The organism is Sphaerisporangium sp. NBC_01403 (assembly GCF_045040145.1).
In the GTDB taxonomy this organism is placed as follows: Bacteria; Actinomycetota; Actinomycetes; order Streptosporangiales; family Streptosporangiaceae; genus Sphaerisporangium; species Sphaerisporangium viridialbum.
This window is the reverse complement of the sequence record NZ_CP109534.1, coordinates 2139176-2152897: the sequence shown is the minus strand read 5'-3', so window position 1 is coordinate 2152897 and position 13722 is coordinate 2139176. Positions and strand designations below refer to the sequence as shown.

General features: G+C 69.7%; 15 protein-coding genes and 1 pseudogene. 8 read left to right on the top strand and 8 right to left on the bottom strand.

The genetic code is table 11. From position 1 onward, the window contains the following. Positions 1-185: 185 nt before the first annotated feature. A complete protein-coding gene (locus OG589_RS09350) occupies positions 186-1070 on the top strand; it encodes a sulfotransferase family protein (RefSeq protein ID WP_405147926.1) in 885 nt (294 codons plus the stop codon). 13 nt (positions 1071-1083) lie between these two features. Here the strand turns inward: OG589_RS09350 and OG589_RS09345 are convergent, their stop codons facing one another. The 4 genes from OG589_RS09345 to OG589_RS09330 all read right to left on the bottom strand — a co-directional run bounded on the left by OG589_RS09345 (position 1084) and on the right by OG589_RS09330 (position 6120). Further along, complete coding sequence (locus tag OG589_RS09345; protein WP_405147924.1) at positions 1084-2958, bottom strand: ABC transporter ATP-binding protein; 1875 nt, start codon at positions 2956-2958, stop codon at positions 1084-1086. A gap of 164 nt (positions 2959-3122) precedes the next feature. Further along, the gene (locus OG589_RS09340) at positions 3123-4049 is read right to left on the bottom strand and encodes an enoyl-CoA hydratase/isomerase family protein (protein ID WP_405147922.1); all 927 of its coding nucleotides are present in this window, start codon (positions 4047-4049) and stop codon (positions 3123-3125) included. A gap of 142 nt (positions 4050-4191) precedes the next feature. Beyond that, entirely contained in the window at positions 4192-4407 is a 216-nt protein-coding gene (locus OG589_RS09335; protein ID WP_093173121.1) for a helix-turn-helix domain-containing protein, read from the bottom strand. A 114-nt stretch (positions 4408-4521) separates the two neighbouring features. Further along, on the bottom strand, positions 4522-6120 hold the full coding sequence (locus OG589_RS09330) for an ABC-F family ATP-binding cassette domain-containing protein (protein WP_405147921.1): 1599 nt from the start codon (positions 6118-6120) through the stop codon (positions 4522-4524). A gap of 198 nt (positions 6121-6318) precedes the next feature. Here OG589_RS09330 and OG589_RS09325 point away from each other — a divergent pair, with 198 nt between their 5' ends. Both OG589_RS09325 and OG589_RS09320 read left to right on the top strand, forming a co-directional pair. After that, the gene (locus OG589_RS09325) at positions 6319-6729 is read left to right on the top strand and encodes an ArsR/SmtB family transcription factor (protein WP_405147919.1); all 411 of its coding nucleotides are present in this window, start codon (positions 6319-6321) and stop codon (positions 6727-6729) included. After that, positions 6726-7106: a VOC family protein gene (locus OG589_RS09320; RefSeq protein WP_405147917.1), complete on the top strand. Its 381-nt coding sequence runs from the start codon at positions 6726-6728 to the stop codon at positions 7104-7106. The genes OG589_RS09325 and OG589_RS09320 overlap by 4 nt, the downstream gene beginning before the upstream one ends. A gap of 79 nt (positions 7107-7185) precedes the next feature. Here the strand turns inward: OG589_RS09320 and OG589_RS09315 are convergent, their stop codons facing one another. Continuing rightward, on the bottom strand, positions 7186-7890 hold the full coding sequence (locus OG589_RS09315) for an acVLRF1 family peptidyl-tRNA hydrolase (RefSeq protein ID WP_405147915.1): 705 nt from the start codon (positions 7888-7890) through the stop codon (positions 7186-7188). 275 nt (positions 7891-8165) lie between these two features. Between OG589_RS09315 and OG589_RS09310 the strand changes: the two genes are divergently transcribed. Then, on the top strand, positions 8166-9359 hold the full coding sequence (locus OG589_RS09310; RefSeq protein WP_405147913.1) for an EAL domain-containing protein: 1194 nt from the start codon (positions 8166-8168) through the stop codon (positions 9357-9359). Between the two features lie 51 nt (positions 9360-9410). On the opposite strand, the gene OG589_RS09305 is transcribed toward OG589_RS09310, so the two are convergent. Further along, entirely contained in the window at positions 9411-9920 is a 510-nt protein-coding gene (locus tag OG589_RS09305; RefSeq protein ID WP_405147912.1) for a hypothetical protein, read from the bottom strand. A gap of 86 nt (positions 9921-10006) precedes the next feature. Continuing rightward, on the bottom strand, positions 10007-10444 hold the full coding sequence (locus OG589_RS09300) for an ATP-binding protein (RefSeq protein WP_405147911.1): 438 nt from the start codon (positions 10442-10444) through the stop codon (positions 10007-10009). Positions 10445-10671: 227 nt separating this feature from the next. Here OG589_RS09300 and OG589_RS09295 point away from each other — a divergent pair, with 227 nt between their 5' ends. Both OG589_RS09295 and OG589_RS09290 read left to right on the top strand, forming a co-directional pair. Continuing rightward, a complete protein-coding gene (locus tag OG589_RS09295) occupies positions 10672-11499 on the top strand; it encodes a Scr1 family TA system antitoxin-like transcriptional regulator (protein ID WP_405147909.1) in 828 nt (275 codons plus the stop codon). After that, positions 11490-11690 carry a DUF397 domain-containing protein gene (locus tag OG589_RS09290; RefSeq protein WP_405147907.1) on the top strand — a complete coding sequence of 67 codons (201 nt, stop codon included), beginning with the start codon at positions 11490-11492 and terminating at the stop codon, positions 11688-11690. Before OG589_RS09295 ends, OG589_RS09290 begins: the two co-directional genes overlap by 10 nt. Positions 11691-11740: 50 nt before the next feature. Here OG589_RS09290 and OG589_RS09285 read toward each other — a convergent pair whose 3' ends face one another. After that, on the bottom strand, positions 11741-12181 hold the full coding sequence (locus tag OG589_RS09285) for an SRPBCC domain-containing protein (RefSeq protein ID WP_405147905.1): 441 nt from the start codon (positions 12179-12181) through the stop codon (positions 11741-11743). A 187-nt stretch (positions 12182-12368) separates the two neighbouring features. On the opposite strand from OG589_RS09285, the pseudogene OG589_RS09280 reads away from it, so the two are divergent. Together OG589_RS09280 and OG589_RS09275 are read left to right on the top strand one after the other, a co-directional pair. Further along, positions 12369-12884: pseudogene (locus OG589_RS09280) on the top strand (M20/M25/M40 family metallo-hydrolase); the annotation flags it as partial. Positions 12885-13041: 157 nt separating this feature from the next. Beyond that, the gene (locus tag OG589_RS09275; RefSeq protein ID WP_405147903.1) at positions 13042-13674 is read left to right on the top strand and encodes a peptidase dimerization domain-containing protein; all 633 of its coding nucleotides are present in this window, start codon (positions 13042-13044) and stop codon (positions 13672-13674) included. Positions 13675-13722 lie beyond the last annotated feature (48 nt).

The window sequence follows — 13722 nt, the reverse complement described above, 5'->3', positions numbered from 1 at the left end:
CGGGACGCTCCGCGAAGGTCGGCCGGCGAGTGGCGCGGCTCCGGTTTACGGACGACGAAAATCCCCGAATCGGATGAAACACCTGCCGCGATGAGTACTCTTACCCAGGTGACGCCATGTGCCACCGACGGGCGGGGCGTGGCCGGTTCGTTCACCTCGCAAAGGGTGTCAGACTGTCCTCACTTATGCGACCCCCGACCCACATTCTCGTGGTCAACGGCATCAAGGTCCGTAGGCCGGTGTTCGTGCTCGGCGCTCCGCACTCCGGCGCGGACCTCCTCGGGCGTGCCCTCAAACGCTCCCCCGGCTTCCACCTGACCATGGGCAGGGCCGCGGTCGCGCACGTCGTGTACGCGTTCGCGCGGCGGCCCTCGATCATGCGCAGGAAGGGCGGCGGCGCCGTGCGGGTGCTCCGCGACGCGCTCGCCGAGGCCTGGCAGATCGTCCCCGGCGCCTGCGCCGAGTGCCCCGCGGCGTGCCGGGAGGCCGGGGCCGTCACCGGGCCGGGCCCGTGCGCCTCGCCCGGCGGCGTCGTCAGGTTCGGCGACGCCAACCCCGACCTGCTCTACAGCGCCCCTGTGCTGCTCCAGGCGTTCCCCGACGCCCGCTTCGTGCAGCTCATCCGCGACGGCAGGGACGTCGCCGCAGACATGCTGGCCGACCGCGCCTCCATGAGCTGGTCGCGGCCGAGCATGCTCAGCGACGAGACCGAGTTCCCCAACCCCTTCCTCGGCGTCAACTCGAGCGAGCACCGCGACAAGTGGACGGTGATGGAGCCCGCCGGCAAGTGCGCCCTGCGCTGGCGCAGCGCCGTCCGCCTGAGCGCCGCGCTCCGCCAGGAGATCCCCCGCGACCAGCTCCTCACCGTGCGCTACGAGGACATGGCCGCCTCCCCCGCCGAGACGATCGCGACGATCTCCGGCTTCCTGGAGACCCGGGTCTCCAAGGTGGCCCTGTACGGCACGACCGCCCCCAAGGTGGGCGCGTGGCGTTCCCGCCTCAAGCCCGACCAGGCCTCCCTGGTGGAGAAGATCGCCAGGGACGAGCTGACCAGGCTCGGCTACGTCTGAGGCGCGCCCCGGGTCACCTCTGCTGCTCGAACTGCGTGCGGTAGAGCTCGGCGTAGGCGCCCCTGGCGGCGAGCAGGTCGTCGTGGCGGCCCCGCTCGACCACGTGGCCGTCCTGGACCACCAGGATCGTGTCGGCCTCGCGGATCGTGGAGAGCCGGTGGGCGATCACCAGTGAGGTGCGGCCCGCGAGGGCCGTCTTGAGGGCCCGCTGGACGGCGGCCTCCGACTCGGAGTCCAGGTGGGCGGTGGCCTCGTCGAGCACGACGACGCGCGGCGCCTTCAGCAGCAGGCGGGCCAGCGCGACGCGCTGCTTCTCTCCCCCCGACAGGCGGTACCCCCGGTCGCCGACGACGGTGTCCAGGCCGTCGGGCAGCGCCTCGACCAGCTCGCCGATCTGCGCGGCGCGCAGGGCGTCCCAGATGTCCTCGTCGGTCGCGTCCGGGCGGGCGTAGCGGAGGTTGGCGCCGATCGTGTCATGGAACAGGTGGGCGTCCTGCATCACCACGCCCACGGTCTCGCGCAGGGACGCGAGGGTGGCGTCGCGCACGTCCACGCCGTTGACCCGCACCGCGCCGCCGGTCACGTCGTACAGGCGGGAGACCAGCGAGGTGATGGTGGTCTTGCCCGCGCCCGAATGCCCGACCAGCGCGACGAGCTCGCCGGGGTGGGCGGTGAAGCCGACGCCCTTCAGCACCTCCTGGCTCGGGCCGGTGTCCGGCCGCGCGACCGACTCCAGGGAGGCGAGCGAGACCTCCTCCGCGGCCGGGTAGCGGAACTGGACGTCGTCGAACTCGATGGTGACCGGCCCGCTCGGCAGGGGCTCGGCGCCGGGCTTCTCGGCGACCATCGGCTTGAGGTCGAGGACCTCGAACACCCGGTCGAAGCTGACCAGGGCCGTCATGACGTCCACGTGGACGTTGGACAGGCTCGTCAGCGGGCCGTACAGGCGCATGAGCATCGCGGCGAGGGCGACCAGCGTGCCTATCTCGAAGGTGCCCTCGACGACCAGCACGCCGCCCGCGCCGTACACCAGCGCGGTCGCGAGCGCCGCGACCAGGCCGAGCGCCACCCGGAAGACCGTGCCGTACATGCCCACCGTGATGCCCACGTCGCGCACCCGGCCGGCGCGGTCGCCGAAGTTGACCGCCTCGTCCTCCGGGCGGCCGTACAGCTTGGCGACCATGGCCCCCGCCACGTTGAAGCGCTCGGTCATCACCGAGCTCATCTCGGCGTCGAGCTGCATCTGCTCGCGGGTGAGCTTGGACATGCGCCGGCCCACCAGCCGCGCGGGGAAGATGAAGATCGGCAACAGGACGAGGGCGACCAGCGTGACCTGCCAGGAGAGGATCAGCATCGCGCCGAGCACCATCACCAGGCTCACGACGTTGGACACCACGGCCGACAGCGTGCTGGTGATGGCGCGCTGCGCGCCGATGACGTCGCTGTTCAGCCGGGAGACCAGCGCGCCGGTCTGGGCGCGCATGAAGAACGCCACGGGCATGCGCTGCACGTGGTCGAAGACCTCGGTGCGCAGGTCGTAGATCAGCCCCTCACCGATGCGCGCGGAGAACCAGCGCTGCGCCAGCCCGAGCCCGGCGTCCATCAGGGCGAGCCCCGCGATCACCGCGGACAGCGTGATGACCACCTCGGTGCGGCGCGGGATGATGCCCTGGTCGATGATCGACTTCAGCAGCAGCGGGTTGGCGATCACGATGGTCGCGTCGAGCACGACCAGCCCGAGGAAGGCGGCGATCTGCCAGCGGTACGGCTTGGCGTACCTGGCGATGCGCGGCACCGTGCCCGGCGTCAGCCGTTCCTTGGTGACCGAGCTGTCACGCCGCAGGGACCGCATCACCTGCGGCCCGTATCCCCCGCCCAACATCGTCATCTTCGTCCTTCGCCGGTCCTCTCCCCGTGTGTCCGGTACGAGGGCGCCCGCCCCCGTCTCCTCCTCCGGGCGAAGCATGGGAAATGGTCGCCTGATTCCCCGGTCAGCTCAGGGCGAACGGTCACTCGCGGGCGCCGCCGCGACGTTCGTGCCGTCTTCGCAGGTCAGGCCCTTCCGGGCTCTCCTTGGCCCGCGGCGCCGAACAGCTTCCTGATGCGCACGGTCTGCTCCGCGCGCTCTGCGGCGCTCTGCTGCTCAAGCGTCCTGCCAGGGGCGCCCTGGAGCAGCCGCTTGGTGGCCGCCGCCGCGTCCCTGTCGGTCGTGAGCAGGGCGCCGGCGAGCTCGCGCGTCGCCGCCGCGAGCTCGTCCCTAGGGACCACCCGCTCGGCGAGGCCGAGCCTCAGCGCCTCACCGGCCTCGATGACACGGGCGGTCAGGCAGATCTCCACGGCCCTCGCCACGCCGACGAGGTCGACCAGTGGCTTGGTGCCGGTCAGGTCGGGAACCAGCCCGAGAGCGGGCTCCTTCATGCAGAACCTGGCGTCGTCGGCCAGGATCCGCAGGTCGCAGGACAGGGCTAGTTGGAATCCGGCCCCGATCGCGTGTCCTTGAACCGCCGCGATCGACACGATGTCCGGGCGGCGCAACCACAGGAAGCCCTTCTGGGCCTCTGTGATCCGCTCCTCGAACGTATCGCCGTCGAGCGCGGCCGCGGACGCGAACGAGCCCTGCCCCGGCACTCCCTCGGGAGTGAACATTCGCAGGTCGATACCCGCTGAGAAGGACGGCCCCTCGCCTCGGACCACGACGACGCGCACCTGCTCCGGCAACTCTCTGCCGATCCGAGCAAGGGCCGACCAGGTGGCGAACGTCTGAGCGTTCCGCTTTTCCGGCCGGTCCAGTGTGATCGTCGCGATCTCGCCGTCCACCTCGAAGCACAGACCGACCTCCGCGAGCTCCTCGTCGCCGAGGGTCCTGTCAGCCTCACCGCGCACCCCTCCGGCACGCCTCAGCGCACCTTCCGTGCCCGGCTCGGCACCCTCGCCCGCCGAGATCGCCGCCGCACTCCCCCCAAGCGTCGCTTCCGGCATCGCCCGCTCCGTCCGTGGTGTCGCTGTCCCGTCACGCCCGAACCCAGTGAGGTTCCAGAATCAGATTCTACCGGCGCGGGCGGGACGGGTTTCGACTGAACGGGACGAGCGGCTGCGGTCGCGCGTTTCCGAGGCGGCCGGTCTAGCGCTTCGACTTACCCCGGGTGGCCCCGCCGCGCCCGCGCAGAGTCACGCCGGACTCGCTGAGGATGCGGTGGATGAACCCGTATGACCTGCCGGTCGAAGCGGCCAGCGCGCGGATGCTCTCACCCGCGGCATAGCGCTTCTTAAGGTCGGCGGCCAGTTTTTCACGGTCGGCCCCGGTCACCCGGGTGCCCTTCTTCAGAGTCTCGGCCACGAGTACCTCCTGTAGTGCCAGACTTCCGCAGCGTTACTCACGCCATGATCAGTCATTTCAGCCGGATCGGCTACCTACTCCATGGGAAAAGATCCGTACCCGCTCAAATTAAGATCAGGCGAGTGCCACAAGATCGGAAAATTCATCGCTCCAAGCGTCTTCTACTCCGTCTGGTAGCAAGATCACCCTATCCGGTCGTAGAGCCTCTACGGCCCCCTCATCATGTGTAACGAGGACAATTGCCCCAGAATAGGACCTCAACGCTGAAAGTACTTGATCGCGGCTGATCGGATCCAGGTTGTTCGTAGGCTCGTCGAGCAGGAGGACGTTGGCGCTCGAAAGCACCAGCGTGGCAAGGGCCAGGCGAGTCTTCTCCCCCCCGGAAAGCACGGAAGCCGGCTTGTCGGCGTCGTCCCCCGAGAACAGGAACGAGCCGAGGACCTTGCGCAAGGTCACGTCGGGCACATCGGGGCCGGCGGAACGCATGTTCTCCAGCACGCTGCGCCCGGCGTCCAGGGTCTCGTGCTCCTGGGCGTAGTACCCCAGCTTAAGGCCGTGACCTGGGCGAACCTCGCCGGAGTCGGGCTTTTCTATGCCGCCGAGCATGCGCAGCAGCGTCGTCTTGCCCGCGCCGTTGAGGCCGAGGACGACGACCCGGCTGCCCCGGTCGACGGCCGCGTCGACGTCGGTGAAGACCTCCAGCGAGCCGTAGGACTTCGACAGGGCGGACGCGGTGAGCGGGGTGCGCCCGCACGGGGCCGGATCGGGGAAGCGGAGCTTGGCCACCTTGTCGCTGCGCCGCTCCTCCTCCACACCCGCGAGCAGGCGCTTGGCGCGGCGCTCCATGTCCTGTGCGGCCTTGGCCTTGGTGGCCTTGGCGCGCATCCGATCGGCCTGCGAGAGGAGCTGCGAGGCCTGCCTCTCGGCGTTGGCGCGCTCGCGCTTCCTGCGGCGCTCGTCGGTCTCGCGCTGGGCCAGGTAGGTGGTCCATCCGACGTTGTAAGTGTCGATGACACAGCGGTTCGCGTCGAGGTGCAGGACTTTGTTGACCGTCGCTTCAAGAAGCCCGACATCGTGGCTAATAATGATCAAGCCGCCCTGGTGGGATCGTAAAAAATCACGAAGCCACCCGATTGAGTCTGCATCGAGGTGGTTTGTCGGCTCGTCAAGCAGGAGAGTCTCCGCCCCGCTGAACAGAATGCGGGCCAGCTCGACCCGTCGCCGCTGGCCACCTGAGAGGGTCTGGAGCGGCTGCTTGAGCACCCGGTCGGGCAGCCCGAGGCTGGAGGCGATCGACGCCGCCTCGGCCTCCGCGGCGTACCCGCCGAGGACGTGGAGCCGGTCCTCCAGGCGGCCGTACGCGCGGACCGCGCGGTCGCGGACGCGGACCTCCTCCGAGGCCATGCCGAGCTCGGCCTCGCGCAGCTCGCGCAGCACCTCGTCGAGGCCGCGGGCCGACAGGATGCGGTCGGCCGCGAGGACCGTGAGGTCGCCGGTGCGGGGGTCCTGGGGCAGGTAGCCGACGTTGCCCGTGGTGGTGACGGTGCCGGCCGCGGGGATGCCCTCGCCCGCGAGGACCCTGGTGAGGGTGGTCTTGCCGGCTCCGTTGCGGCCCACCAGGCCGATGCGGTCGCCGGGGTTCACCCGGAACGACGCCCCTTCGATGAGCAGGCGGGAACCGGCGCGCAGTTCGATGTCAGACGCAATGATCATGGTGAGGGAACACTCCCAGAGCGGGGAACGAGGTCGAAGGACGTGCTGTCGGAAGAGACCGGAGTGTCGCAGGGCAGCCACATGGCTCGGCCCGCTTCCATGAGTGCGCCGATCAATCGGGAGTGCGCATACGCCTAGTGTACGGCCAGTCGCCAGGCGGGGGTCGATAGTTAAGAAAAAACTAATATGATGCTCCGTATGAGCGCGAAGATCGGACGCCCCCGGCTGCGGCACGACCGTCCCGACGCCTTCACGGCCCTCGCCGACCTGACGCGGCGGCATCTGCTCGAGAGGCTGGCCGCCGGCGAGTGCCCGGTCTCCGAGCTCATGGCCGATCTGGAGATCACCCAGGCCGCCGTCTCCCAGCATCTGAAGGTGCTGCGAGACGCGGGCCTGGTCGAGGTGAGGCCGGCCGGAAGGCACCGTCTCTACCGGCTGCGGCCGGAGGGCCTCGCCGAGCCGCGCGAGTGGCTGGCGGAGCTGGAGCGCTTCTGGAAGGACCGCCTCAAGACCCTGGGCGCCGTGCTCGACGAGCTCGGCCCCGACCCCGAACCCGGCGGGCCGGCCTCCACGCCGCCTGCCGTGCGACAGAAAGGACCGACCCCATGACACTGCGATCGATCAGCGTCGTCTCGATTCCCGTCTCCGACCAGGACCGCGCGGCCGAGTTCTACACGCGGAGGCTGGGCTTCACCCTGGTAGCCGACAACCCCATGGGCGACCGGCGGTGGGTCCAGCTCACCCCGCCCGGAGGCGGCGCCACGATCACGCTCGTCACCTGGTTCCCCTCCATGGCGCCCGGCAGCGTCAGCGGCCTGGTCATCGAGTGCGACGAGGTGGCGGCGACCCTCGCGCGGCTCCGCGCCGAGGGCGTCACCGTCCACCAGGACGACGTCGAGAAGGCCCCCTGGGGCGCCTTCTTCACCTTCGAGGACCCCGACGGCAACGGCTGGGTGGCCCAGGAGTCCACCCCCGCGCGAGCCTGACGGCGGCGCGTGGCCGCAGGTCAGACGGGGCGGGAGCGCAGCTGCCTTCGCCCGGCGGGTGGCTCGGGCGGGCGACGGGTCATCCCTGCGGGTCGATCACGCGGATCCGTACCGCGCGGAACCGCGCGGGGGTCTCCTGAAGCACCGCGAGCCGGGGATCGGGGACGTCCAGGAAGGGGCCGGTCTCCAGGGCGAAGACCGCGCCTATCCGGCGGTCCTCGCGCAGCGCGTCGATCGCCCTGCGGTCTCCTCCGAGCACGACGGCGTCCAGGGTGCCGACGTGCGGGACGAGCACCCGTACGGCCACGTCGGCCGCCGCCTGCGACGCCTCGCTCGCCTGCTTCTCCCTGCGGCGGGCGAAGCGGTGCTGTGACCAGCCCCCCGCCGCGCTGCGCCCGTGGACGAGCCGGGAGCCGACCTTGGACACGACCAGCCGCTCCCCCTCGAACACCCCGGCCGCGTGCCCGCCCAGCCGTACCAGGAGCACCCCGACCCGGCGTTCCCTGCCCGCATGGCGCACCAGCCCGGAGAGAAGACCACCGGGTACGTCCCCCGCGGACGCGGAGGGAAGATCATCGGAATCGTCTTCCGTCGGCGCGAGGGGAGGGAACGGCACGTGACACTCGGCCACCGCCCCGTCCTCGGCGCGCAGCCGTACGACGTCGCCGTCCAGCACCGCCTCCACCGGGCCGTGCCGCTCGGCGAACCTCCGCAGCCAGCCCTCGATGCGCTCCGGGGCGACCGACACCCATCGGCCCCCGCCCGCCGCCGGTCGTGACGTCATGACCCGCGACAGTACCGGACGGCCGCGGGGGCCCCGGTCGTCCGTTGGTCGCGAGCCCCTGCGGCAGGCGCCCGGACGGCCTGAGGTGGCCGTACCGGGACCCTGAGAGCGGCCGGGCCGGGGAACCCCGGGAGCGGCCGGGATCTTGATTACGATCGGTTACGTTGTTTGCGGGTTCCTGTAAAGAAGGACCCCGATCCAACAGATGTGGAAATGTCAGTGAATTCCGCTGCTGGCGGCCGCTGCCACCACTGAAACCGCAGGACAATCCGTGTGTGACGGTCCCCCGATCCACCTCTACGGCCGCCTCACCCCCGGCGCCCGCCACTGCCACCACCGGGGCCTACGGAGCCCTGCCGGCCTCCGGCGGCGCCGCGACCTTCCTGCCCATCGTCGACCTCGACACCGGCGGCGTGATCGCCGTTGAGGCCACCGCCGAGGTGTCCCCCACCGGCGTCTCCCGCGACATCTCGCCCACGATCGCCTCGGCGTACGCCGCCGCGCGCGAGGAGGCGCTGCTGCCGCTCGTCCTCACCGTGGCCTCCGGGGTCGTGATCGAGGGCTCAGCCGCCCTCGCTTCGCTGCACGAGGCGATGCGGGCCACGAGGCGGCGCCCGCGCGAGGTGATACTCGTCATCTCGGGGAACTTCGCGCCAGAGGACCGCCGGGCCCTGCTGGTCGGCATCGACGGCCTGCGCACCATCGGCTACCTGGTGGCCGTTGGCGGCGTCGGCACCTCCCACGTCCCCCTCGACCTGATCGCCGACGTGTCGCCGTACGCCGCCGTCCTGTCGCCCGACCTCGTCGACCGCATCCCCGGGGACGTACGGCGCAACGCGCTGGGCGAGGCCGTCGCCCGCATGGCCAAGGGCATGGGCATCCACGTGCTGGCCCCGCAGGTGCGGGACGAGGCCCAGCTCGCCGCGCTGCGCGGCTGGGGCATCAGGCTCGCCCAGGGACCGCTGCTCGCCCCGCTGGACTGGCGCCCCTCGCAAGGCCGGGTGCACGTGCCCCTGCCGGTCCCCCCGTCCGACCCCGGGCCCTCGGTGATCGAGCTGGGACCGCGCGTCCAGGAGTTCCTCATGCCCGCGGTGACCCTGGACATGGGCGCGACCGCCGAGCAGGTGGTGGACGCCCTCGGCACCGAGCCCTCCATCACCAGCGTCATCCTGGTCGACGAGTACCAGCGGCCGCGGGGCAGCGTGGAGCGCAGCCGCTTCCTGCTGTCCATCGCCGGGCCGTACGGGCACGCCCTGCACGCCAAGAAGCCCGCGCACCGCCTCGCCGACCCGCCGCGCGTCGTCCCCAAGACCACCCCCGCCATAGCCGCCATGCAGCTCGCGGGCAAGGACGCCGCCCGCGTGTACGACGACCTGGTCGTGGTGGACGAGGTGGGACGCTGCATGGGGATCGTCCACGTCGGCGACCTGATCCGCCACGTCGCCGACATCCAGCCGATCACTCGTTGAAACGCACGGGGCACCTCAGGAAAGGGCCAGTGCCGCCCGGCTCTCGGCGTCTCACCGCCCTAGGTCGTGGATCCAGTGCACGACTTGGACGAACTTGAGGACCTTGTAGAAGCGGTCCTGCTTTCGCGGCTGCTTCGGCAGGGCCTCCTGCTCGGTCTGCGGCTGCTTCGGCAGAGCCTTGGCGTCATTCGTCAGGCCGAGGACGGCGAGCCCGGCCTTGACCTCCTCCGCGCCCGCGCTGAACATGGCACAGAACGGGCCCCGCCCGCCCATGGCCTTCGCCTCGAAACCCCGCACATCTGCCTGCGGGGCGGGGAGCATCTGATCCGCAGTCGTCGTCTGCGCCGCCTCTCCGCACGTCGTGTCCGGCCCTCCGGTCGTACCCGGGGGCACCTTGCCGAGGAGGTCGGCCGGCCCCGAACGGGTGGTGGTCGCCGTGGCCGTACAGGGCACCCGCGACCCGGCATGAGCGGCCGACACGGTCAACACGGCAGGCCAGCCCAGCCCCCCGGCCACCATGCCGGCCACGACGACGCTCCGAACCGGCAGACCAACGGACATGACGACCTCCAAGACAACCACCGATCAGCAATGATCTCACTCAATGTACACGAATGATCACCTCCGGTACCGGATCCCGTCAGACGTCAGGCGCGAGCGGACAGAGTGCACCAGACGACCTTTCCGCCGGTGACGGGCCTGCGGTATCCCCAGTTCTCCGCGAGGGCGTCCACCAGATGGAGGCCACGCCCGCCTTCGTCGTCCGGCGCGGCCGTCCTGGGTGCGGGAGGAGTCCGGCCCGCATCCCACACCTCCAGCACTATTCGACCAGCCGCCCGGTAGACGTCGATCCAGATGTATTCAGGAGCGTCGAACGCCGCCTCCCCACTGACCGGTGCCCCGGTGCCGGCTGTCGCCCTGACCGCGTTAGTCACCAGCTCAGAGGCGATGAGTTCAGCGGTGTCCAGGAGTTCTTCCAGCCGCCATTCACCGAGTACTCGCCTGACGTGCTTACGCGCGTAGAGCGCGGCCTCCGGACGTGCCGGAATCTCCAGATACTGCTCCCGCATTCTGACGCCGGCCATCGACCGCCTCCGTGATCCATCAGTGATTTCCTCCACGGGCGCCAGGCACGTCATATACGTCCTCGCGACGCTTATCGGCTGCCTGCCCGATGCGAAATTCGCCCCACCATCGTGTACACGATCGACTACGTTGAGTATTCGATTCCCCCCACGGAAGAGCACGGTCCCGGTGGGTCATCGGTGGGTTGGTGGGGTCGAAATTCAGCCGGCGGATGCGAGGAGATCAGATGGGCAAAATGGTCGACATCGACCCGGAAGAGTCAGCGGCGGCACGGTTCGCGTACGAGCTACGCCGGCACCGTCTCGTCGCGGGGCTGACCCAGGCACAGGTCGGCCGGAGAATCGGATTCTCCGAGAGCATGATCGGCATGGTGGAGACGCTGAAGCGCGACCCCACAGAGGGTTTCGCGCGACTGTGCGACCGGGCCTTCCGCCTCGACGGCGTCATGCTCGGGCTCTACATGGAAGCCTGGCCACCACCGCCACCGGTGCCGGAACATTTCCGCGACTGGGCGGCCGAGGAATTGCGCGCCACCGCACTCCGCCTGTGGGATCCCCTGCTCATCCCCGGCCTCTTCCAGACCGAGGCGTACGCGCGCTGGATCATCGAGTGCGCCCCCGGGATCACCGCCGAGGAGATCGATCAGCGCGTATCCGCCAGAATGCAGCGCAAGAGAACCCTTTCGCGCGATGACCCGCCGATGGTCTGGGCCATCATCGACGAGGGCGTGTTGTGCCGGCCGGTCGGAAGCACCTGTGTCATGCGCGAGCAGCTCGAATATCTCATGGAGATGGCACGGCACCCCAAGGTCACCATTCAGATAGTTCCGTACGGCGCCAAAGCAGGGGCGGGATTACTAGGGGCATTCGGCATAGCGGAAATGCGAGGCGTCCCTTATACGGTGTATGTGGAGGGTCAGCCGCACGGCCGTACGGTGGACGAAAGAGGCCTGATCGCGAAGCTTGTCAACCGATACGACGCCATCCGGGGCGAGGCCCACTCCCAATCCCTGTCCCTGAAGATGATCGAGGAAGCGGTGCGGAGATGGATCTGAGCCAGGCCAGATGGCGGAAGTCGAGCCGGTCAGGGGATGACGGAGGCATGTGCGTCGAGGTGGCGACCAATCTGCCGGACGTGGTCGCGGTGCGCGACTCCAAATACCCCCACAGAAGCGCATTGATCTTCCCCCCCGGCGAATGGACCACCTTCCTCGACGAGGTCAAGACCCACCGGATCCCGAACTGACCGAACGGCCTGGCGGTCTGCCGAGGCCCCGTGTCCTCGGCAGACCGCGGCTAGGCCTGCGCGGCGAGCAGCTTCTCCATCGCGTCGAAGAAGCCGTTGTAGCCGGCCACCGTCCGCGCGTGCTGCTCCTCGGTGAAGCCGCTGCCGGTCTGGGTGAGCGTCATCTCGGTGCCTCCGCCGACCTCCGCGAGCACCACGACCACTGGCACGCGCGCGGGGTTCGAAGGGTCGTCGCTCATCGTGAAGGCCAGGCGCTCGGGCGGGCCGACCTCGGTGTACTCGCCGACCCACTGGATCTTGTTGCCGTCGGGCAGGTGCATCACGGCGTTCCAGGCGCCACCAACCCGCACGTCCATCGACAGCGTGTCGAGCGGCACGTCGACGGCCTCGGTGCCGAACCAGACGGAGAAGTGCTCCGGCCGGGTCCACGCCTCGTAGACGAGCTCACGGGACGCGGCGAAGGTGCGGGTGACGGTCAGTACGTCAGTCATCGTCGTTCTCCTAGCGTGAAGCGGTGCCGGTAGGTCATCGCGCTGAAGCTTCTCAAGGTAGCTGCCGAGCGAGTCGACGCTGCCCGCCCAGAACCGGGCGTAGTCGCCGATCCAGTCGGACGCCGGAGCGGTCTTGGCCAGCCGGTGGCAAGCTGATTTGGATACCGCGTGGGATGAGACCTGGCGCATGTGCGCCGCGGAGGAGGGGATCATGAGTGGTACCGATGGGATCCTGGCCGGGTACGCGGGCTTGCGGGACGCCCAGGAAGGGTTCTATAAGGATCTGCACCAGCATCCGGAGCTGTCCCATCAGGAGCAGCGGACCGCCCGGCGCGCTGCGGAGTGGCTGCAGCGGTGCGGCTACGAGGTGCGTGCCGGCATCGGCGGCACTGGCGTGGTCGGCGTGCTGGCTAACGGCAGCGGGCCTGCCGTTTTGCTCCGGGCCGAGATGGACGCGCTGCCGGTCAGGGAAGATACCGGGGCGGATTATGCGAGCACCGCTACCGGCCAGGACGCCGATGGCAGCCAGGTGCCGGTGGCGCATGCCTGCGGCCATGACCTCCACGTGGCCTGCCTGGCCGGCATGGCCAAGCTGATGGCCGACCAGCCCGGCTTGTGGAACGGCACCTTGATCGCGCTGTTCCAGCCCGCCGAGGAGACGGGAGACGGGGCACAGGGCATGGTCGATGACGGCCTGCTTGATGGCATCCCGGCCCCGGACGTCGCGCTGGCCCAGCACGTCCTAGGCCCAGCACGTCCTGCCCGGCCACGCCGGAACCGTTGGCACGCGTTCAGGGCCGACGCTGTCGGCGTCCGACAGCATCAAGATCACCGTGTACGGGCGGGGCGGGCATGGCTCCATGCCGCAGGACACCATCGACCCGGTGGTGCTCGCCGCCATGATCATCGTTCGGCTCCAGACGGTGGTGTCCCGTATCGTCGATCCCAGCCAGACGGCGGTGCTGACCGTCGGCAGCTGCCAGGCCGGCACGAAGAGCAATGTCATACCCGACTGCGCGATCTTGCAGCTCAACAGGCGAACCTACTCGCAACGGACACGTGAACGGATGCTGGCCGCGGTCAAGCGGATTGTGACCGCCGAATGCCAGGCCTCCGGCTCACCCCGGGATCCTGACTTCGAGATCTTCGATAGCTTCCCGCTCACCGACAACGACAACGCGACCACGAACCGGGTGGCCGCCGCTTTCAGCGGGCATTTTGGCGACCGCGCCGCTGAACTGGCCCAGCAGACCGCCAGCGAGGACTTCAGCGATATCCCCCGGGCCGCGGGCATCCCCTACACCTACTGGGGCATCGGCGGCACCGACCCGCAGGCCTACGCCGCCGCCGAGAAAGCCGGGCGGGTCCAGGACGACATTCCCGTCAACCATTCCCCCAAGTTCCTGCCCGCGTTGCAGCCCACCCTGCGCACCGGTACCGAGACCCTGACCGCCGCTGCGATGGCCTGGCTTGCGGCCCAGCCCGGGGCATGAGCCGGCGGACACCGTAGTGCCGGGCTGCCGCCGGAAGGCAAGCTGGCA